General features: G+C 62.5%; 19 protein-coding genes. 11 read left to right on the top strand and 8 right to left on the bottom strand.

Translation table 11 applies throughout. From position 1 onward, the window contains the following. Position 1: 1 nt before the first annotated feature. Entirely contained in the window at positions 2–931 is a 930-nt protein-coding gene (locus AACX99_RS14180) for a LysR family transcriptional regulator (RefSeq protein ID WP_339412748.1), read from the bottom strand. Positions 932–1,033: 102 nt separating this feature from the next. Between AACX99_RS14180 and wrbA the strand changes: the two genes are divergently transcribed. Both wrbA and AACX99_RS14170 read left to right on the top strand, forming a co-directional pair. After that, on the top strand, positions 1,034–1,660 hold the full coding sequence (wrbA, locus tag AACX99_RS14175) for an NAD(P)H:quinone oxidoreductase (protein ID WP_339412747.1): 627 nt from the start codon (positions 1,034–1,036) through the stop codon (positions 1,658–1,660). Continuing rightward, the gene (locus AACX99_RS14170) at positions 1,657–2,862 is read left to right on the top strand and encodes an MFS transporter (protein WP_339412745.1); all 1,206 of its coding nucleotides are present in this window, start codon (positions 1,657–1,659) and stop codon (positions 2,860–2,862) included. The genes wrbA and AACX99_RS14170 overlap by 4 nt, the downstream gene beginning before the upstream one ends. A gap of 27 nt (positions 2,863–2,889) precedes the next feature. Here AACX99_RS14170 and AACX99_RS14165 read toward each other — a convergent pair whose 3' ends face one another. Next, positions 2,890–3,159 carry a hypothetical protein gene (locus tag AACX99_RS14165; protein ID WP_339412743.1) on the bottom strand — a complete coding sequence of 90 codons (270 nt, stop codon included), beginning with the start codon at positions 3,157–3,159 and terminating at the stop codon, positions 2,890–2,892. On the opposite strand from AACX99_RS14165, the gene AACX99_RS14160 reads away from it, so the two are divergent. Together AACX99_RS14160 and sigJ are read left to right on the top strand one after the other, a co-directional pair. Then, entirely contained in the window at positions 3,139–3,564 is a 426-nt protein-coding gene (locus tag AACX99_RS14160) for a carboxymuconolactone decarboxylase family protein (protein WP_339412742.1), read from the top strand. The two genes, AACX99_RS14165 and AACX99_RS14160, sit on opposite strands and share 21 nt — an antisense overlap. Position 3,565: 1 nt before the next feature. Continuing rightward, positions 3,566–4,465 carry an RNA polymerase sigma factor SigJ gene (gene sigJ, locus AACX99_RS14155; RefSeq protein WP_339412740.1) on the top strand — a complete coding sequence of 300 codons (900 nt, stop codon included), beginning with the start codon at positions 3,566–3,568 and terminating at the stop codon, positions 4,463–4,465. Here the strand turns inward: sigJ and AACX99_RS14150 are convergent. Next, positions 4,437–5,366 (bottom strand): LysR family transcriptional regulator, encoded by a 930-nt coding sequence (locus tag AACX99_RS14150; protein WP_339412739.1) that lies wholly within the window; start codon positions 5,364–5,366, stop codon positions 4,437–4,439. The genes sigJ and AACX99_RS14150 overlap by 29 nt on opposite strands. Positions 5,367–5,510: 144 nt before the next feature. On the opposite strand from AACX99_RS14150, the gene AACX99_RS14145 reads away from it, so the two are divergent. Then, complete coding sequence (locus tag AACX99_RS14145; RefSeq protein WP_339412738.1) at positions 5,511–5,915, top strand: RidA family protein; 405 nt, start codon at positions 5,511–5,513, stop codon at positions 5,913–5,915. Between the two features lie 27 nt (positions 5,916–5,942). Here the strand turns inward: AACX99_RS14145 and mnmH are convergent, their stop codons facing one another. Further along, the gene (mnmH, locus tag AACX99_RS14140; protein ID WP_339412737.1) at positions 5,943–7,049 is read right to left on the bottom strand and encodes a tRNA 2-selenouridine(34) synthase MnmH; all 1,107 of its coding nucleotides are present in this window, start codon (positions 7,047–7,049) and stop codon (positions 5,943–5,945) included. After that, positions 7,049–8,083 (bottom strand): selenide, water dikinase SelD, encoded by a 1,035-nt coding sequence (gene selD / locus AACX99_RS14135; RefSeq protein WP_339412735.1) that lies wholly within the window; start codon positions 8,081–8,083, stop codon positions 7,049–7,051. Before selD ends, mnmH begins: the two co-directional genes overlap by 1 nt. Positions 8,084–8,334: 251 nt before the next feature. Here selD and AACX99_RS14130 point away from each other — a divergent pair, with 251 nt between their 5' ends. The 5 genes from AACX99_RS14130 to AACX99_RS14110 all read left to right on the top strand — a co-directional run bounded on the left by AACX99_RS14130 (position 8,335) and on the right by AACX99_RS14110 (position 12,281). Next, positions 8,335–9,186, top strand: coding sequence for a putative selenate ABC transporter substrate-binding protein (locus AACX99_RS14130; protein WP_339412733.1), 852 nt, complete (start codon positions 8,335–8,337; stop codon positions 9,184–9,186). Further along, the gene (locus tag AACX99_RS14125; protein ID WP_339412731.1) at positions 9,183–9,980 is read left to right on the top strand and encodes a phosphonate ABC transporter ATP-binding protein; all 798 of its coding nucleotides are present in this window, start codon (positions 9,183–9,185) and stop codon (positions 9,978–9,980) included. The genes AACX99_RS14130 and AACX99_RS14125 overlap by 4 nt, the downstream gene beginning before the upstream one ends. Next, positions 9,974–10,801: a PhnE/PtxC family ABC transporter permease gene (locus AACX99_RS14120; RefSeq protein ID WP_339412730.1), complete on the top strand. Its 828-nt coding sequence runs from the start codon at positions 9,974–9,976 to the stop codon at positions 10,799–10,801. Before AACX99_RS14125 ends, AACX99_RS14120 begins: the two co-directional genes overlap by 7 nt. Further along, the gene (phnE, locus tag AACX99_RS14115; protein WP_339412728.1) at positions 10,798–11,565 is read left to right on the top strand and encodes a phosphonate ABC transporter, permease protein PhnE; all 768 of its coding nucleotides are present in this window, start codon (positions 10,798–10,800) and stop codon (positions 11,563–11,565) included. Before AACX99_RS14120 ends, phnE begins: the two co-directional genes overlap by 4 nt. Positions 11,566–11,693: 128 nt before the next feature. Next, the gene (locus tag AACX99_RS14110; RefSeq protein WP_339412823.1) at positions 11,694–12,281 is read left to right on the top strand and encodes an eCIS core domain-containing protein; all 588 of its coding nucleotides are present in this window, start codon (positions 11,694–11,696) and stop codon (positions 12,279–12,281) included. 346 nt (positions 12,282–12,627) lie between these two features. Here the strand turns inward: AACX99_RS14110 and putA are convergent, their stop codons facing one another. Then, positions 12,628–16,569 carry a trifunctional transcriptional regulator/proline dehydrogenase/L-glutamate gamma-semialdehyde dehydrogenase gene (putA, locus tag AACX99_RS14105; protein WP_339412726.1) on the bottom strand — a complete coding sequence of 1,314 codons (3,942 nt, stop codon included), beginning with the start codon at positions 16,567–16,569 and terminating at the stop codon, positions 12,628–12,630. A 541-nt stretch (positions 16,570–17,110) separates the two neighbouring features. Here putA and AACX99_RS14100 point away from each other — a divergent pair. Further along, positions 17,111–17,398 carry a hypothetical protein gene (locus tag AACX99_RS14100; protein ID WP_339412725.1) on the top strand — a complete coding sequence of 96 codons (288 nt, stop codon included), beginning with the start codon at positions 17,111–17,113 and terminating at the stop codon, positions 17,396–17,398. A gap of 142 nt (positions 17,399–17,540) precedes the next feature. Here the strand turns inward: AACX99_RS14100 and AACX99_RS14095 are convergent, their stop codons facing one another. Both AACX99_RS14095 and AACX99_RS14090 read right to left on the bottom strand, forming a co-directional pair. Further along, positions 17,541–18,800: a cyanophycinase gene (locus AACX99_RS14095; protein ID WP_339412723.1), complete on the bottom strand. Its 1,260-nt coding sequence runs from the start codon at positions 18,798–18,800 to the stop codon at positions 17,541–17,543. Positions 18,801–18,908: 108 nt separating this feature from the next. Beyond that, on the bottom strand, positions 18,909–19,673 hold the full coding sequence (locus AACX99_RS14090; RefSeq protein WP_339412721.1) for a transporter substrate-binding domain-containing protein: 765 nt from the start codon (positions 19,671–19,673) through the stop codon (positions 18,909–18,911). Positions 19,674–19,695: the final 22 nt, after the last annotated feature.

Genomic DNA, 19,695 nt, shown 5'->3' with positions numbered 1-19,695 from the left:
ACTATGTCGAGGGCGCAGGAGCGCTGCTGGCGTTGAGTTGCACTAAAGCTTCGGCAAACTTGCGGGCGGCGGGCCCCATCGGCTCGTCGAGTCGATGGGCCAGATAGGCCTCCGACACAACTTCCCCCTCGCGCCCCAGCGAGTTCGTCCTGAGCCGCACGAGCCGGCCCTCAGCCAAGTCGCGGCTCACCAACCAATGCGGCAGCCGCCCCCAACCGACGCCCGCCAGGATCAGCGCATGCTTGGCGTCCTGAGTATTTACGCGGCAGGTCTGCGGCGAGATCACACCAAAATCGCGCCCCTCGGAGGCGCGCGTCGGGTCAGCGAGGACAATCTGCAAATGATCGGCAAGCTCCATAACCCCAAGGGTGTGGCTGACGCCCTGACTGGCCAGCGGGTGGTGGGCGGCGACCACCGCGACCTGCGCCACCGCCGACAAAGCCTCGAAGGTGATACGTGGGTCGCGGAAATCTTCGCCCACCATGATCGAGAGTGCGCAGCGCTTTTCTTTGAGCGCCAGCAGCGGTCCGCCGAGGGGTTCAACGACAATCCGCACCGTGACCGACGGGTAGATGGTGCGCATCTGGACGATGGCCATGCCCACCTGGTGGATAGGGAAGAGTGTGTCGACGGCAATCGGCAGTTCGAGTTCTACGCCATCGCCAAGCCCGCGCGCCTTGGCCCGTAATGCATCGACGCGCAGCAGAATGTCCCGCGCATTGCTGAGCAACAGCTTGCCTTCCGCCGTCAATACCGGGCGATGCCCCGAGCGATCAAACAGCAATACGCCAAGCTGCGCCTCTAGATTGCCGATGGCAACACTAACGCCAGACTGCACGCGGTACAGCTTGCTGGCGGCCGCGCGAAAACTGCCGCTGTCGGCGATGGTGACAAAGGTACGCAGTTGGTCGAGGGTCAGCGCGTCTAACATGATCACTTCAATCGATCGAGTTGATAAAAATTACATCACTTATTTCGACCCATCAAACGGGGCACCCTTAGCTCACCATCACACCCACATGAGGTAACCCGCATGACCAAGGTATTGGTGCTCTATTACTCATCCTATGGCCACATTGAAACCATGGCGGCAGCGGTTGCCGAAGGGGCGCGGCAAACCGGCGCATCTGTAACGCTCAAGCGTGTTCCCGAACTCGTGCCAGAAACGGCCGCAAGAAACTCGGGCTACAAGGTGGAACAACAGGCACCGGTTGCCACCATTGCCGAGCTTGCCGACTATGATGCGATCATCCTCGGCACACCCACTCGCTATGGCAACATGGCCTCGCAGATGAAGAACTTTCTCGATCAGACGGGCAAGCTGTGGGCCGAAGACAAGCTCGTCGGCAAAGTGGGCAGCGTGTTCACCTCGACCGGCAGCCAGCATGGCGGCCAGGAAACCACCCTCCAATCCACCCACACCGTGCTGTTTCATCTGGGCATGATCGTGGTCGGCCTGCCTTACAGCTTTAAAGGGCAGCTGCGCATGGATGAAATTACCGGCGGCACGCCCTATGGCGCCTCGACCCTGGCCGATGACGGCAACGGTGGTGATCGCCAACCGAGTGCAAATGAACTGGATGGTGCGCGTTTTCAAGGCCGCCACGTCGCCGAAATAGCCCTCGCGCTGGCCGCCGGGCGCAATCACGAGGCGGCATGATGGAAAGCACCGCATACGCCTCACCGCTCACCTCGACCCGCTGGAGCAGCGTACTGCTGCTCGTCAGTGCCGGCACTGTGGCAGCCGTGCAGGTGGGCAAAGCGGTAATCGCCGCGCCTGTGCTGCAGGCAGACCTGGGCATCAGCCTCGCGGACATTGGTTGGCTGACAGGGATTTTTGCGCTGCTGGGGTTGATCGGCGGCATTCCGACCGGCGCTCTGGCGGCAAGTTTTGGCAGCCGGCGCATTCTACTCATCGGCCTGCTGACAACAATCCTGGGGGCAGCATGCGGTGCCATGGCCACAGGTTTGCCGGCGCTCTTGCTGTCGAGAATTATCGAGGGTGCTGGCTTCTTGATGATTACAGTCGCCGCGCCGTCGCTCCTCGCTCAGGTCACCGAACCCGCGGATCGCGATCTCGCCTTCGCTCTGTGGAGCTGCTTTATGCCGGCAGGCATCGCGGCCGCCATGCTCGCCGGACCGCTGTTCGAGAGTTGGCGCGTGCTGTGGTGGGCAAGCGGCGGTCTGGCCTTGCTGGTTTATCTGCTGGTGTGGCTGATCATCCCGAACAGTGGTGAACGACAGGCCTGGTCATGGCGCAGCCTGAAGGCGAACTCCATCACCGTCCTTAGCGCCAGGGCACCCGTCGTGCTCGCGGTGATGTTCGCCCTCTATGGCCTGATGTTCTTTGCGCTGTTCAGCTTTTTGCCGGTACTGCTGATGGAGCGCATGGAGGTTAGCCACAGGAGCGCCGGCTTGCTGAGTGCGCTGGCGACAGCCGCGAATATCCTCGGCAATCTTGCCGCCGGCGTTCTCCTCTCGCGCGGCATAACGCGAGCCAGTCTGCTCGTCGGCGCCAGCCTGACCATGGGCCTCAGCAGCCTCGGCATCTTTCTGTCGCTGCTGCCGGATACCGGCACCTTTATGCTCTGCGTGGTGTTTTCCGCGGTAGGTGGGCTAATTCCCGCCGCGCTGCTGTCTGCCGCTCCACTTGTTGCACCTACGGCAGCCCTGGTGCCAGTGGTCCTGGGGCTGATTATCCAAGGCAACAACCTGGGGCAGATCATCGGCCCCATCGCGGTAGGCAGTGCAATCCAAGCGTTCGGCTGGAGTTCGGCCGCCGTTCTGGTTGCCGCTGCGGCACTGGTTGCTGTGGCTGTCGCACTCACGTTCGGCCGTAACTCACAGCCTGCACGGCCCTAGCGGCGATAAGCCGGCGAAAATTCAGGTTCAAAAACACTCATCGAGGATTGCCGCCAAGGTGCGTTCCTTGGCGAAGCAGGCAGCAAACAGACTCAAGGCCATACATACGATCTGCTCAACATCGTGCACGGGAATCAACTGAGCTGCGCCGCGCTGCTCGGCAAGTGCTGACGGCTGGGCGTTTGCCAGGCATGCCAGCCGTTGCTCCACAGCACAGGTCACATCGCGGGCAGCCTGATCGTCATATAGATAAACACCCCCGAGGAAGCCCGAGAGATGAGTACGACCTTCAACCACTACACCAACATTCCCGATGTTTTTACCGCGCTTGAAAACGCCCATGTGGCAATCGACAGCCATGGCCTGGAGCGGAAACTGCACCATCTTGTGCAGTTACGCGCATCGCAAATCAACGCCTGCGCCTATTGCGTCAGAATGCACAGCAAGGAGGCGCGCGCGGATGGCGAAAGCGACGAACGCCTAGACCGCTTAGTGGTCTGGAAGCAAAGCAGCGACTTTTCTGCGCGCGAGCGCGCGGCGCTGGCCTGGACTGAAGCCCTGACCCTACTCGATCACAGCGTCGACTATCGGCCGTTGCGCGCGGCGCTACGCGAGCAGTTCACTGAGACGCAAATCAGCGCTCTGACGGCGACAGTTGCGATTATCAATCTATGGAACCGTATACAAATCTCAGCGCACTGATATGAGCGAAGAACATCACGATCACCTAAGCCTGTTTGAGAGCAGGCGGGCGCTTCTCACTGGCCTCGCCTACCGCATTCTCGGTTCGTTAGCCGAAGCCGAGGACGCGGTGCAGGATACCTTTGTCAAATGGAGCCAGGCCGACCGGCGCGCGATCAATAACCCGGCGGCCTGGTTAACCTCTGCATGCACGCGCCGCTGCATCGACCTGCTACGCGCGGCCCGGCAAGTCCGGGTCGACTACATTGGCACGTGGCTGCCGGAGCCCATACAGTGCGTGACCGAAAACACGCCAGAACGCGCACTGGACCTGTCATCGTCGCTCTCCATGGCGTTCTTGCTCCTGCTTGAGCGACTCGCCCCCAAAGAACGGGCGGCTTATCTGCTGCACGAGATTTTCGAGCAGCCTTACGCGCAGGTTGCCGCCGTCCTGGGTATGCAAGAAACCGCCTGCCGCAAACTGGTTTCTCGGGCACGGATCAATGTTGGCCGCACCGATGCTCGCAACGTCGTGACCGCGCAGCGGCAGGAGACATTACTCGCCGCGTTTCAATCGGCCATCGCCACCGGTGCGACCGGAAACCTTGCCGCGCTGATGGCGCAAGACATTCAACTGAAAGCCGACGGCGGTGGTAAAGCAGCCACCCTGCTCGACCCGCTTTATGGCAAAGCCCGCGTGCTCGAATTTATCGCCGGCAAACTCAGCGGCTTCTGGAAAACCTATGAATGGCGCTCAGCGGACATCAACGGTTCACGCGGCGCCCTACTGCTCGACGGTGGCCGCATTAGCGCTGCGCTCAGCTTCGGCTTTGATGCGCACGGCGATCTTTCCGGCATTTTTATCATGCGCAACCCCGACAAGCTTGCCCGCCTCAGCGAGCCGGAGATTTTCCTGCAATAGGCGCATGCTGCGCCATCAGCTCGGCGACCCATTCGATAAACACACGCAGCTTGATGCTGATATGCCGGTTCGGCGGAAAGGCCACGTACAGCGGCATCGGCTCGAGGCGCCAGTCGCTGAACAGCGGCAGCAACTCACCCTGCGCCACATGCGGCGCGGACATATAGTCCGGCAACCATAGCACCCCCATGCCGGCCAGCCCTGCCGCCAGGTAGGCGTTGCCGTCGTCGACCGCCAGCACGTAACGACCCTGGATATGAATGCTCTCCCCGGCGCGGTGCATGGCATACGGCAGGGCTTTGCCGGTACGCGCCCAGAGGAAGCCGACAATACGGTGCTGCGAGTCTTCCAGCTCACGCGGGTGCGCAGGCGTGCCAAGGCGCTGCAGGTAGCTGGGCGCTGCATAAACGCCCAGCTGCAGGTCGCCAACCCGGCGCGCCATCAGCGATTGATCGGTCAACTCGCCGCCGCGCACAACGCAATCGACCTTCTCGCCAATCAGATCGACGATGCGGTCGCTGACGCCCATATCGATCTGGATCTCCGGGTAGCGCGCGTGGAACGCCGGCAAGGCAGGCATCAAAATCATTCTGGCCAGTGGGCTGGGCACGTCCACCCGCAGCCGGCCTCTGGGCACCGCCGAAGCCCCGGAGAGGCTGGTCTCGGCATCGGCCAGATCATCCAGCAGCCTTAGCACACGCTCGTAGTAGAGCGCGCCGTCGGCCGTGAGGTTGACCTTGCGCGTGGTGCGGTTGAGCAGCTTGACCCGCAAGCGCGCCTCCAGCTGCTGCACCAGCTGGGTCACGCTGGTTTTACTCATGTGCAGGGTTTCCGCCGCCTTGGTAAAGCTGCCCGCCTCCACCACCCGAGCAAACGCCTGCATTGCAGCAAAACGGTCCATTTCTCACCCCAATATCGGCCTGATTGTTTGGAATACTCAAACAGTGATGATCAGAGTTGCTGGTTTATCGGCCTAACGCAACGCCCTACAGTCGCTTCATCGTTAATAAATCGGGGCGATACCGGCCCCAAGATGGAGGTACTTATGAACCAGCGTGACGTTGTATTCCCACCAGGCCGCCATGCGCTGTATGAGCGCAATCGTTATTCCCCGGCGATCCGCAGCAATGGCTTTTTGTTTGTCTCGGGGCAAGTCGGTAGCCGTGAAGACGGCTCGCCCGAACCCGAGCTGGAGGAGCAGGTGCGCACCGCATTCACCAACCTAAATGCGATTCTGCACGCTGCCGGCGGCAGCTTTGACGATGTGGTCGACGTGACCGTGTTTATGGTCGATCCGCAAGCGACGTTCGAAAGAATCTGGAAGGTTGTCCCGGAGTTCTGGGGTAACGCGCCGTACCCGACCATAACTGCCGTCGGTGTGACCTGGCTGTATGGCTTCCAGTTCGAGATCAAGGTGATCGCCAAGCTGCCAGAAGCCAGCAACGGATGATTGCAGCACGGGGCTGGGTGGTGACACTCAGCCTGCCTGGCGATTGGCCTTGCGCTCAGTCAGGTAGGCGATGACCGCCGCCTGGTCACCGGCGAACTCGATACGCGCCGCCTTGCTTTCGCGCTGGTAGGCGTACATCGGGTCGTAGTATTCACGCAGCAACCCGGCGATCCAGTCACGGTGCAGTTCAACCGCCCCGCTGCGCTGTTCATCCAGCGCCGCCTGCATGATGGCCAGCAAACGCTGGTAACGCTCGCCGCCCAGGCGCTTCTGGATATTGCTCAGGCTTTGCAGCAGGCGCTCGGCGTAGAGTCGGAAGCCCTCGTCCTCACCGTGCAGGGCGATAAATTCGGCGCACAGGTTGACCACGTAATCGCGCAGGATGCGCTCGACGCGGTCCTCGAAAGCATCTTCCAGCCACACCAGCGGGTACTGCTGCATGCCCTGGTACAGCGCCAGCGGCACGGTGCAGCTGCCGACCATGCGCCCTTCGTCTTCCAGCACAAACTGCTCGGTGCCACGGGCACGCTGCTTGAGCAGGTCAATGGCCAGACGGTTTTCGAAGTCGATCTGCGCCGGCTGGCCACTGGCGCGTTTGCCAAAGCTGGAGCCACGGTGGTTGGCGTGGCCTTCCAGGTCCAGGCTGTTATCCAGCTGCACCAACACGTCGGTTTTACCGGTGCCAGTCAGGCCGCCGAGGATAACGAAATCGCACTCGTTAACCGCCTGCTCAGTGGTTTCCAGCAAAAAGGTGCGCATCGCCTTGTAGCCACCGATTACCCGGGGATAGTCGATACCGGCTTCGGCCAGCCATTGCTGAGTGATCTGCGAACGCAGGCCGCCGCGAAAGCAGTACAGATAGCCATGCGGATTGGCCTTGGCGAACGCCGCCCAGGCCGCGACCCGCTCGGCCTTGACCTGGCCGCTGACCAGTTGGTGGCCGAGCGCGATGGCGGCGTCCTGGCCATGCTGCTTGTAGCAGGTACCGACGCGCTGGCGCTCGCTGTCATCCATCAGCGGCAGATTGAACACTCCGGGGAAGGCACCCTTGCTGAACTCGACCGGGGCGCGGGCGTCCATCATCGGCAGATCATTGAGGAAGATGTCGCGGTAGTTGCTGCTGTTGTCGCGCATCACAGCACCTCGACCGCGTAGCGCTGTCGCGGGGCCAAACGGCCGATTGGCGAAAGGTTCAGGCCCAACTCGGCGGCCACGGCAAGAAACTCCGCTTCGCCGTCTGGCGTTACGGCGATCAGCAGACCGCCGCTGGTCTGCGGGTCGCACAGCAGGTCGCGCTGCTCATCGGTAATAGCCGCGATCTTCTCGCCATAACTGTCGAAATTGCGCAGGGTGCCGCCCGGCACGCAGCCCTCGGCCAGGTAGTAGTCGACCCCCGGCAGGCGTGGCACGGCGGCGTAGTCGAGCTGGGCAGTGAGATTGGCACCATCGGCCATCTCAACCAGGTGGCCGAGCAGGCCGAAACCGGTGACGTCGGTCATCGCAGTAACCCCGGCCAATTTGCCGAAGCGCGAACCGGGCTTGTTCAGGGTGCACATCCAGTCGCGCGCCAGGCCGACATCCTCGGCGCGCAGTTTGGCCTTCTTCTCGGCGGTGGTGAGGATGCCGATGCCCAGCGGCTTGGAGAGGTACAGCTGGCAACCGGCCGTGGCGCTGTCGTTGCGTTTCATATGGCGCTTGAGCACCACACCGGTGACTGCCAGGCCGAAAATCGGCTCCGGGGCGTCGATGGAATGCCCGCCAGCCAGCGGGATGCCGGCCTCGTCGCACACGGCGCGGCCGCCGCGAATCACTTCGCGGGCCACTTCCGGCGGCAGTAGATTGACCGGCCAGCCGAGAATGGCGATGGCCATCAGCGGATCGCCGCCCATGGCGTAGATATCGCTGATCGCATTGGTGGCAGCGATGCGGCCAAAGTCGTAGGGGTCATCGACAATCGGCATAAAGAAGTCGGTGGTCGACACCACCCCGCGCTCGTCGTCCAGGGCATACACCGCCGCGTCATCACGCGAGGCATTGCCGACCCACAGTTTGGGGTCGAGGTTTTGCGCGCCGCTGCCGGCGAGTATCACCTCCAGCACCTTCGGCGAAATCTTGCAGCCGCAACCGGCCCCGTGGCTGTACTGGGTCAAACGGATCGGCTCGCTCATCGGTCAGGCTCTCGGCAAATCGGAAACAGGCGCGGATTCTAACAGGCAGTTGAAAAATCCAGGCAAGACAAGCCCCTAGGCCAGTAACCGGCGCTGCTGACCTGGCCTTATTGTCCTGCGGCCGGCAAAGCTGGCCTTTAACGCAGTGGCCCCTATAATCGCGCCACGTCGACTACCCTGACTACGCGCAGTCCGCATACCTGCTGGTCTGCCATTTCGAACCTTTTCCGCTATTGAACCGGAGAATCTTCATGCTCAAACGTACCCTGGCGCTTGCCGCCGGCTTTGCCCTGTCATTGTCTACCAGCCTGACCCAAGCCGCCGAAGTGCTCCGCGTCAGCGCCATTCCGGACGAAGCGCCGACCGAACTGCTGCGCAAATTCAAACCGCTGGGCGCCTACCTGGAACAGCAACTGGGCATGCAGGTCGAGTTCACTCCGGTCGCCGACTACCCGGCCGTGGTCGAAGCACTGGCCACCGACCGCCTGGACCTGGCCTGGCTCGGCGGTTTTACCTTCGTGCAAGTGCGCCTGAAGACCGGCAACGCCATTCCGCTGGTGCAGCGTGAGCAGGATGCGCAGTTCACCAGCAAGTTCATCACCGCCAACCCGGACGTGACCTCCCTGGCCGACCTCAAGGGCAAGACCTTTGCCTTCGGCTCGGTGTCGTCCACCTCCGGCAGCCTGATGCCGCGCTATTTCATGCTGCAGGATGGCATCAAGCCGGAAAGCCACTTCAGCCGCGTCGGCTACTCCGGTGCACATGACGCCACCGCCGCCTGGGTGCAGGCCGGCAAGGTCGATGGCGGCGTGCTCAACGCCAGCGTGTGGGACAAGCTGGTTGCCAGCGGCAAGGTCGATAGCAACAAGGTCAAGGTGTTCGCCACCACTCCGACTTACTACGACTACAACTGGACCGTGCGTGGCACCCTCGACCCGGCCCTGGCCGAGAAGATCAAAGCTGCCTTCCTCGCCCTCGACCCAGCCAACCCCGAGCACAAGGCGATTCTCGATCTGCAGGCCGCCAGCCGCTTTATCGAGACCAAGCCGGAAAACTACAAAGGCATCGAGGACGCTGCGCGCGCCGCCGACCTGCTGAAATGACCCTGCGCCTGACCGGCGCCAGCCTCAGCCACGGTAATGCAGTCCACGCCCTGCGCGGTGTGGACTTGCATATCGCCTCCGGCGAGCGCGTCGCCATCATCGGCCCTTCCGGGGCCGGCAAGTCGAGCCTGCTCATCCTGCTGGCCACGGCCCTGCAACCGAGCAGCGGCGAGCTGCAGATACTCGGCGAGCAGCCCTGGCAACTGCCCAGCCGCCAGCGCCAGCACTTGCGTGCGCGCATCGGCCTGGTGCATCAGGCGCCGCCTCTGCCGGCGCGCCAGCGGGTGATCACTGCAGTGCTGGCCGGCAAGCTTGGCCAATGGGGCCTGGGCAAGAGCCTGCTAAATCTGCTGCACCCACTGGATATCCCCGGCGCGCGCCGTGAGCTGGCCAAGTTGGACCTGGCCGACAAGTTGTTCGCCCAGTGCCAGCAGCTTTCCGGTGGCCAGCTGCAGCGCGTCGGCATCGCCCGCGTGCTGTACCAGGCTCCAGAACTGCTGCTGGCCGATGAGCCGGTATCGGCCATGGACCCGGTGCTGGCGGAGCACACCCTCAACGTGCTGTGTCGGCATGCCGAAACCCATGGCGTCACTCTGGTCGCCAGCCTGCACGCGGTGGAACTGGCCCTGGCGCACTTCCCGCGGATTATCGGCCTGCGTGACGGACAGATTCTCTTCGACCGTCCTGCCGGCGAGGTCGATCAGGCGCAGCTCGACGCCCTGTACGCCAACGAGCAACTGCTCTCGCCACCCGCACCCAGCGTGCCCCTGAGCCTGCAGATACCGCGATGCTAAACCGCGACACCCGCGACCCGGCCGCACTGCCCCGCCTACTACTGACATTGTTGGCGCTGGCCTTACTGTGGCCGGGCATCCAGCTCAGCGAGCTGGACTTGGGCGTGTTGCTGCAAGCCGACAGCCAGAGCGAGATGGGACGCTTCGTCTCCGCCTTCTGGCCGCCGGCGCATGACGCGGACTTTCTGCAGTTACTGCTCGACGCCACCCTGCAAACCCTGGCCATCGCCACCGCCGGCATGGCCCTGGCGCTGCTATTGGCGATTCCAGCCAGTCTGCTGGCCAGCCGCGCGTTATCGCTGTCCGCGGCTTCCCGTGGTGGTCGGCCGAAGCCGCTGGCGCAGTTGCTGCGCTGGCCGGTGCGCGGCCTGCTGATCTTCCTGCGCAGCGTGCCGGAAATTGTCTGGGCGCTGTTGTTCGTCCGCGCGGTCGGCCTCGGCCCCACCGCTGGGGTGCTGGCCATCGCCATCACCTACAGCGGCATGCTTGGCAAGGTCTATGCGGAAATCTTCGAATCGGTCGACCAGCGCCCGGCTCACGCCTTACTACAAGCGGGCAGCGGCCGGCTGGCGGCCTTTGTCTACGGCATCCTGCCGAACGCCGCAGCGGAACTGACCTCCTATACGGTGTACCGCTGGGAATGCGCGATCCGCGCCTCGGTGGTGATGGGCTTCGTCGGCGCCGGTGGCCTGGGCCAGCAGATCGATCTGTCGATGCGCATGTTCGCCGGCGGTGAAGTGGCCAGCATGCTGCTGACCTTCCTCCTCCTGGTGCTATTGGCCGACCAGCTCAGCCGCGTGCTGCGCGGGAGGCTGGCATGAACCGGCTGATCAACCTGTTGCTGCTGTTTGGCATCGGCGCGGCGGTGATCGCCTCATTTATTTACCTGGGCATTGACCTAGTCACGCTGACCAGCGGCGACAGCCTGGGACAGATGGCCGGCTATGTGCGCCGTTTCCTCAGCCCGGACCTGAGCGCCGAACACCTGTCGGCCATCAGCCGAGGGGCCTTGGAAACCCTGGCCATGTCGGCCCTCGGCACCTTGCTCGCGGCGGTGTTCGGCCTGGCACTGGCGCTGCCTGCGGCCGGGCGCTTCGGCTGGCCGCTACAGAGCGCCGCACGTTTGCTGCTCAATGCCCTGCGGGCGATCCCCGAACTGGTCTGGGCCGCGCTGATGGTATTTGCCGCAGGCCTTGGCCCAAATGCCGGCACCCTGGCGCTGGCCCTGCACACCACTGGCGTGCTCGGCCGGCTGTTTGCCGAAGCGTTGGAGAACACCCCGACCGCACCGGCCGAGGCGATTCGCCTGCAGGGCGGCAGCCAGGTCGCGGCGTTCTGCTACGGCACCCTGCCCAACCTCTGGCCACAGCTATTGGCCTACTGCCTGTACCGCTGGGAAAACAATATCCGCATGGCCAGCGTGCTCGGCTTTGTCGGCGCCGGCGGTCTGGGACAGATGCTCTATGTCAGCCTCAGCCTGTTTCAGGAGCCTCAGGCAAGCACGGTAATCATCGCCATGCTGCTGCTGGTGTTCGGCGTCGATGCGTTTAGCAGCTGGACTCGGCAGCGCTGGGTGCGGGTGTAACCTCCAGCGCAGCGCTGCAACCAAACGCAACGGCCACTGTCCGACTGCCTTGCCACACTGGCGCATACTGCGTCGGCCGTTGTTATTTGAGGGAAGCGTCCTTGCCTGCTGTGTTCTTGCGTCACCCACTGCGCTGGGTCGCCCTGCTGGTTGGCGGGCTCGGCCTCGCCGCCTCGGTTCTCGCCTGCCCCAGCGGGCAGCAGCAGGTCTGTGCCGGGATGTGCTTCTGTGCGCCGATCAGCCAGGCCGACATCGACGTGCTGTATAAAGACGTCAGCCAGATTGCCGCCTCAGGCCTTGAACAAGGGCTGTTACAGGCCCGTCAGCGGGCAGCAACCGACGGAACCGAACCTGTGCCTCTGCATATCCGCGCTCAACTAGAAGCGTATTTCGATATAGCGGTGCTCGACTCAGCGCGCTTTAGGGTCGACGATGGCGCGGCACTCAACGCCGGCAATGCCCTGCTGCAAAACCCCGACGTACAGGCGGTAACGCTGATCGACATCATCGTCTTCCGCAATGTTGAAGACGCCCAGCAAAATGTCGCGCTGTGGGCGCATGAACTGCTGCACGTGCAGCAATACCAGCAATGGGGCGTACGCGAATTTACCCGCCGCTACACCCGCGACCACGACGCCATCGAAGCACCTGCATACACGCTGCAGATTGCGGTCGAGCGTGCACTGCGCGATCAGCTGGCAGGCAAAAGCAAATAGCGCTATCGACACGTTTGAGCGCCTTGAGGCTAAGCACAGTCGAGCGAACGCAGGGGCACATAACAACGCAGGATTAGCTCTGAACAGTCGCCAGGCGGGCGATGCGCAACGGAGCGGATAGCTCCGTTGCCGCGCCCGCCGGGTAGGCGCGCGCAATGCATCGAAATGCCAGAAGGGAAGAAACGCATCGTACTGGGCGGGTAGCCCTCCGTTGCCGGATGTTCGACGGGCGCTGCAGAGCAGCATCAGGCACCTGGGCAAGGTCCCTGGGGGTGGCGGTAAGCCGGTGTTGCCAACTGCCCCGGTGGGTTAAAGCCAGCCGGGGCAGCACGCTCGGTGCAGCTACTTAACCGATGGTCATCAGGCTGGCGTTACCGCCTGCCGCTGCAGTGTTGATGCTCAGGGCGTGTTCGATCAGCAGGCGTTCGAGCGGGATATCCGTCTCGCCTTTGTGCAGCCCGTGTACGCCGATGATCGCGCCTGGGCGCTGAGCCGCCAGCTGGCAGACTTCGCGCAGCTGATCGGAGTCACCGTGATGGAGGATGGCGTCGAACGTAGTGTCGCTTTCGCTCCACTGGCTAAGCACGGTGATGCGTTGCTGCACGGCCTTGGGCAGTGCGGCAAACAGCTCGCGGGTCAGCTCGCCTTCCTGCCACAGCACCTGGCAGCCTACGGCCAGCGCCGCCGCCAGCTGCACCAGCAGATCACTGCGCTCATCCGCCAAGCACAGCACATGCTCACGCGGCAGCAGGCTGTAGCTGTTGCGCTCACCAGTTGGGCCGTTAAGCATCTGCACGGTGCCGCTCTGCGCCAGCTCGACATATTGCGCGCTCAGGGCGCTCAAGCTCGGCTCCTCTTTGCCTGCCCAATCCTGCAACGCCTGAATCACCTTGGCCTGCTCGGCCGGACGCTGGGTTTCAGCCTTTTCCTGTTGCAGCTGCTTGGCCACCGCATCCTGCGGACGGGTCGCCAGCAGACGGTACATATACAGCGGGCCACCGGCTTTCGGGCCAGTGCCGGACAGGCCTTCGCCACCAAACGGCTGCACACCGACCACGGCGCCGACCATATTGCGGTTCACATACAGATTGCCGACTTTAGCGCTGCCCACCACCTGGGCGATGGTTTCATCAATGCGCGTATGCACACCCAGGGTCAGGCCGTAGCCGCTGTCGTTGATCTGCTGCAACAACTTGCCCAAACCAGCGCGCTGATAACGCACCACATGCAGCACAGGGCCGAAGATTTCACGCGTCATCTCATCGAAGCTGTCCAGCTCGATCAGCGTCGGCAGGACGAAGGTGCCGCGCTTGACGTCATCGCCCTGGGCACGGGCGGCCTGGAAGACCTTACGGCCCTTCTCGCGCATCGTCTCGATGTGCTGGTCGATATTGTTCTTGGCTTCGGCGTCGATCACCGGGCCGATATCGGTGCTCAGGCGCTCCGGGTTGCCCAGGCTGTATTCGGCCATGGCGCCCTTGAGCATATTGATCACTCGATCCGCCACATCTTCCTGCACGCACAGTACGCGCAGGGCTGAGCAACGCTGGCCGGCGCTGTCGAAGGCCGAGGCAACGACATCGACCACCACCTGTTCGGTGAGGGCCGATGAGTCGACGATCATGCTGTTGAGACCACCGGTTTCGGCGATCAGCGGAATGGTGCGGCCCTGGGCATCCAGGCGACCGGCGAGGTTTCGCTGGATGATCCCGGCCACTTCGGTAGAACCGGTAAACATCACGCCACGCACCCGCTCGTTACCGATCAGACCGGCACCGACGGTTTCGCCACGACCCGGCAGCAGTTGCACGGCGCCGCTCGGCACACCCGCTTCGAGCAGGATGCGCACGGCCTGCGCGGCGATCAGCGGAGTCTGCTCGGCCGGCTTGGCCAGCACGGTGTTGCCGGCTGCCAGCGCAGCAGCCACTTGACCGCTGAAGATCGCCAGCGGGAAGTTCCACGGGCTGATGCACACCACCGGGCCCAGTGGGCGGTGGCTGTCATTGCTGAAGTGATTGCGTGCCTGCGCCGCGTAGTAGCGCAGGAAGTCCACCGCCTCGCGCACTTCGGCGATGGCGTTGGCGAAAGTCTTGCCAGATTCACGCACCAGCAGCCCCATCAGCTGCTGCATTTCCGCTTCCATCTGGTCGGCGGCGCGATCCAGCACCGCAGCGCGCTCGGCCGGCAGGGTCGACTGCCAGATCTGCCCGCTGGATACCGCGCAGAGCACAGCGTTACGCACATCCTGCTCACTGGCCTCATACACATGGCCAACGATGTCGCGGTGATCCGCCGGGTTGCGTACCGGCTGCGCTTCGCTCAGCTCAGGCGCCTCGCAACCGAGCAGCGGCATGGCCTTATAGGCGTTGTTGGTGCTGCTCAGCAGCGCCGAAGACAGTGAGCCCAGGCGGTGCTCGTTGGCCAGGTCGATGCCTTCGGAGTTCAAGCGGACGTCGCCATACAGCGCGCGCGGCAGGGCAATGCGCGGGTGCGGCAGGCCAAGGCCGCCTTCCTGCGCGGCCATCTGCTCGACCTGCTGCACCGGGTCGAGCACCAGCTCCTTGATTGAGATGCTGGTGTCGGCAATACGGTTAACGAACGAGGTGTTCGCGCCGTTTTCCAGCAGGCGCCGCACCAGGTAAGCCAGCAGCGTTTCATGGCTGCCCACCGGCGCGTAGATACGGCATGGACGGTTCAATTTGCCATCGGCCACCTTGCCCACCACCTGCTCATACAGCGGCTCGCCCATGCCATGCAGGCACTGGAACTCGTACTGGCCGGGGTAGTAATTCTGCCCGGCCAGCTGGTAGATGGCCGACAGCGAATGGGCGTTGTGAGTGGCGAACTGCGGGTAGATGGCTTCTGGCACGGCCAACAGCTTGCGTGCGCAGGCAATGTAGGAAATGTCGGTGTACGACTTGCGGGTGTACACCGGGTAGCCTTCCAGGCCTTCGACCTGGGCGCGCTTGATCTCGCTGTCCCAGTACGCGCCTTTAACCAGGCGGATCATCAGGCGGTGACGGCTGCGCTTGGCCAGGTCGATGACGTAATCAATCACGTATGGGCAGCGCTTCTGGTAGGCCTGAATGACAAAGCCGATGCCGTTCCAGCCGGTCAGCGCCGGGTCGAAGCACAGACGCTCAAGCAGATCGAGGGAGATTTCCAGGCGATCGGCTTCTTCGGCGTCGATGTTCAGGCCGATGTCGTACTGCTTGGCCAGCTTGGTCAGGCTCAGCAGGATCGGGTACAGCTCATCCATCACGCGCTCGTATTGAGCGCGGCTGTAGCGCGGGTGCAGGGCCGAGAGCTTGATCGAAATGCCCGGACCTTCGTAGATGCCACGACCATGGGAGGCCTTGCCGATGGCGTGGATGGCCTGCTCGTAGGACACCAGGTAGCGCTTGGCATCTTCATCGGTCAGCGCGGCTTCGCCGAGCATGTCGTAGGAATAGCGGAAACCCTTGCTTTCCATTGTGGTGGCGTTGGCCAGCGCTTCGGCGATGGTTTCGCCGGTAACGAACTGCTCGCCCATCAGGCGCATGGACATGTCCACGCCCTTGCGAATCAGTGGCTCGCCGCCCTTGCCAATGATGCGATTGAGCGAAGTGACCAAGCCGGCTTCGTTGTGCGTCGACACCAGCTTGCCGGTAATCAGCAAGCCCCAACTGGCGGCATTGACGAACATCGACGGGCTGTTACCGAGGTGCTGACTCCAGTTGCCGTTGCTGATCTTGTCGCGAATCAGCGCGTCACGGGTGGCCTTGTCCGGAATGCGCAGCAGCGCTTCGGCCAGGCACATCAGCGCCACACCCTCCTGCGAGGACAGCGAGAATTCCTGCAGCAACCCCTGCACCAGGCCCTGACGGCCGCCGGCGTTCTTCTGGTTGCGCAGCTTCTCGGCAATCTTCATGGCCAGCTTGTTGCTCGCCTCGGCCATGTCGTTGGGCAGACGCGCCTGCTCCAACAGCATGGGTACCGCTTCGGTTTCCGGACGGCGATAAGCGCCGGTAATCGCCGCACGCAGCACCGATTGCGGGAGGATGCTTTCGGCAAAGTCGAGGAACACCTGCAGGCCTTGCTCATTCAGGGATTCGACAGTCTCTTCACCGGCTACCGCCGCCAACCCCGAATGCTCGGCCGGGGTCAAACCACCCTCAATCTGCTCCAGGTAATTGAAGATCGCCTGTTTGATCAACCAATGCGGCGTGCGGTCAATCGACTGCGCGGCCTGCTTGAGGCGATCACGGGTTGCATCATCGAGCTTTACGCCAAGGGTGGTGGTGGCCATTGGTTTGTCCTGTTATGAGCTGGAACACGGCAAAAAAATCGCCGGGAGCAATTTTTGACGTAGCCCGCGACGCCCCCCAGGGGGTGGTCGCCATGGCTGGCATGTCACAAAAAATCTGGCGAGAGATTAAACCTCAGAAGGCGCAAGGTGCAACTAGGTGCAACCAAACAAAATCAAGGTTTTCTATAGCACTCAGCAGCTCGAAATCACGTCATCCTCTAGCGCAAACCCACTACAGGCAAGGCTCTAGCGAGAATCGACTGATACGCGAGAAAAACGCTCGTTTTAAAAAAACGCAGTACTTCCGACGACAGGTACAACCAAAACACCAGCAAGGTTGCACTCCGGATTCTATTCACGCCTTTAATTGAGCAAAGCACAACAGACAAACATTCGCGCCGTGCCCGACGGAGTGCGCAGGCGACACAGGACGATAAAGAGAGCGCACACAGGCCCGACGGTAGGGCTCAGACGATAGGGCGGATAGCCGGGCGACACCATGTCGCGCTAAGCTCAGGGCGTGATTGACCAGGAGATGACCATGACTGCCAAGGAAGCGCAATTGACCGAGTTGCTCAGCCTGTCCACGCGCACCCTCACTCACCTGACTGCCGCCATTACCGCGATGTCGTTCGAGCTGCTCAATACCCAGGACAGCGCGGTAAATGCCACAGCGCACAAGATGATCGAGCGCATGCTGGCGATCAACAGCGAGCTGGACCAACAGTGGCAACTGCTGGGCCAACTGGCTGGCACCCAACCGGAACCCAGCAACGCGCTGGAACAGGTGGTGCTACAGAGCCTGGAAACAAGCGACGACGAGCATTGATCCACACGCGCGGAGCAACCAGCCCAGCAGCCGATCACGCCGCTGACAACTCGCGCATAAGGCGCCACAGCCCGCCATCCAAACAGAGCGATGCCGCAGCCTGAAAGAAGCGGCATCACTCACTTTTCCGCCAACAGCACACTCAGTTAGGACGGAAATCCATCAGCAGACGCAGGTAGGACAACATGTTCTTACCGCCAACGGTGCCCTGGTAGCCGTGACTGTCGAACTGGCTGCTTTTGATCAGGTCGACGCGAAAGCGCGGATTGCTTTCATACGTACGCCCCAAGGTGCTGGTCACGCGGCTGTTGAACAGATCCGTGCTGACTTTGACGAACTCGCGCGGTTTGCGCCGGCCATTCGCACCACTGTTGTTCGGGCTGCTGAAGATGTCGCCGGTGACCGTCATTGCGCTGCTATAGGCCTCGCGGCCGCGCAGGCTGGTTTTGCCGCTGCCAATCACAAACTGGCCGGTTACCGGGCGATAGCGATCACCTGCGGTCAGGTAGCTGCCCAGCACGTCATACAGGGCATAGCTGCTGCCGGTGCCGCGTTCCTTGTTACGCAGGTCGAAGATAAATACCCCCGCAGCCCCGATTACTTCCATTTCCACCTGACCCAGGGTTGGGTTGTTCTGCACCAGCAACGCGGTGTTTTCATCGACGCCAAAGGCAAACGGCACCTGGGTGTGATCCGCCAGGCGCACGATCCGCCCCTGGCGGCCGCGCTCGCTGAAGTGGGTATCGAGCAGGCCATAGTTGAAGAAGCCAAAACCACCCTGCATGTCATAGGACAGGTCATCGCCACCCGGCGAGGTGTACACGCCATAACGCAGCGCGTCATAGCTTTCGCCGCCAGTAACCATCGGCCCCTGCACCATGATCGCAGTGCCGGCACTGGTGCCCGCCAATACCGCGCCGGCATTGTGCCGCGCACGAATCGCGGCCAGTGCCGGGCTGTCGGCACGGGTCGCGGTTTGCAGGGTCTGAGTCAGGCGCGACTGGTCACCACCGCCGAAAAAGAAACCGGTCATGCTGTTGATCTGCGCAACCACCTGCGGGTTGCTGTTATTGCTGATCTGATCCAGGTCGATGGGGATCCATTGCGCATCGGCGGCGCCGTAAGTTTCCAGTAGCTGGGTATAGAACTCGCCATTGGCTTTGGAGTTGGCGGCATCGGCAGTGCCGGCATCCGGGTCGTCGCTTTCCGGGATCGAGGCGGCGGTGATCACCCCAATCCGCGCCTGGCCGCTGCCACCGGCCAGCTGAATCAGGCGCTGATAGATCGCCGTGTTGTCATCCTTGAGGCCGCCGCCAACCAATATCAGCGGGCCGGCGCTGTAGCCGGTGACGGGTAGAAGGGCGAGCAGCAAGGCGCTGCACCGCATAAATGATCTGATCATGGTTCGAGTTCTCCGATGTGCGCTCGGCGCACGCTTGTTGTGAGAGTTGTAAAACGGGAACTGCTGCAGACAAAACGGCAACGCTTTCTGGGTGGCTGGCTCCTCCGGCTAATACACCGTGAACTGTTTGAAATACTGCTTCTCGATGCGCTTGTAGACGCCGTTGCTGAGAATGACGCTGAGCGCTCTATCTAGCCGCTCACGCAGAACGTGATCGCCCTTGCGCACGGCGATGCCCTGGCCTTTGCCAAAGTGTTTTGGGGCGACCACCTTGTTGCCGACTTGCTCGAAACCCTGGCCCTGGGCCGTGTCGAGAAAGCCGAAATAGCCGGACACAGCGTCATCCAGCACCAGATCGACGCGCCCTTCGGCCAGCGCCTGGTACATGCCTTCGGCGGAGTCGAAGCGCTGCACCTCGGTGTGCTGCTGGTATTTGTCGGTCAGGAAGCGGTCATAGGTGGTGTCGCGCTGCACACCCAGGCGTTTGCCGGCTATACGCCTTGGGGTGATGATCACCTGATTGACCAGGCCCTTGCGGGCGAAGAAGAACGCCGGGGTTTGCGCATATTTGGCGGTGAAATCGACCCGCTCGGCGCGCTGTGCGGTGATCGACATGGACGCCAGAATCAGGTCCGCACGCTGCTCGTTGAGCGCCGGAATTAAATCGTCCCAGGCAAACCTGACCAGCTGACAATCCGCCGCCATGGCCTGACACAGGGCCTGGGCGATATCGACATTGAAGCCGCGTAATTGGCCCGTCGCATCGATTTGCTCGAAGGGCGGAAACTGCCCTTCCATGGCGATGCGCAGGGGCTGCGCCTGAACGCTGCTCAGCAGCATCAAGCCCAGCATAAAGAGGGTTGCTCGTAACATTCGGTGCCCCTTGCAAGCGCTG

It is taken from the genome of Pseudomonas sp. EA_35y_Pfl2_R5 (assembly GCF_963970805.1).
Taxonomy (GTDB): domain Bacteria; phylum Pseudomonadota; class Gammaproteobacteria; order Pseudomonadales; family Pseudomonadaceae; genus Aquipseudomonas.
The sequence above is the reverse complement of the archived record's forward strand: the minus strand, read 5'-3'. Positions and strand labels throughout refer to the sequence as shown.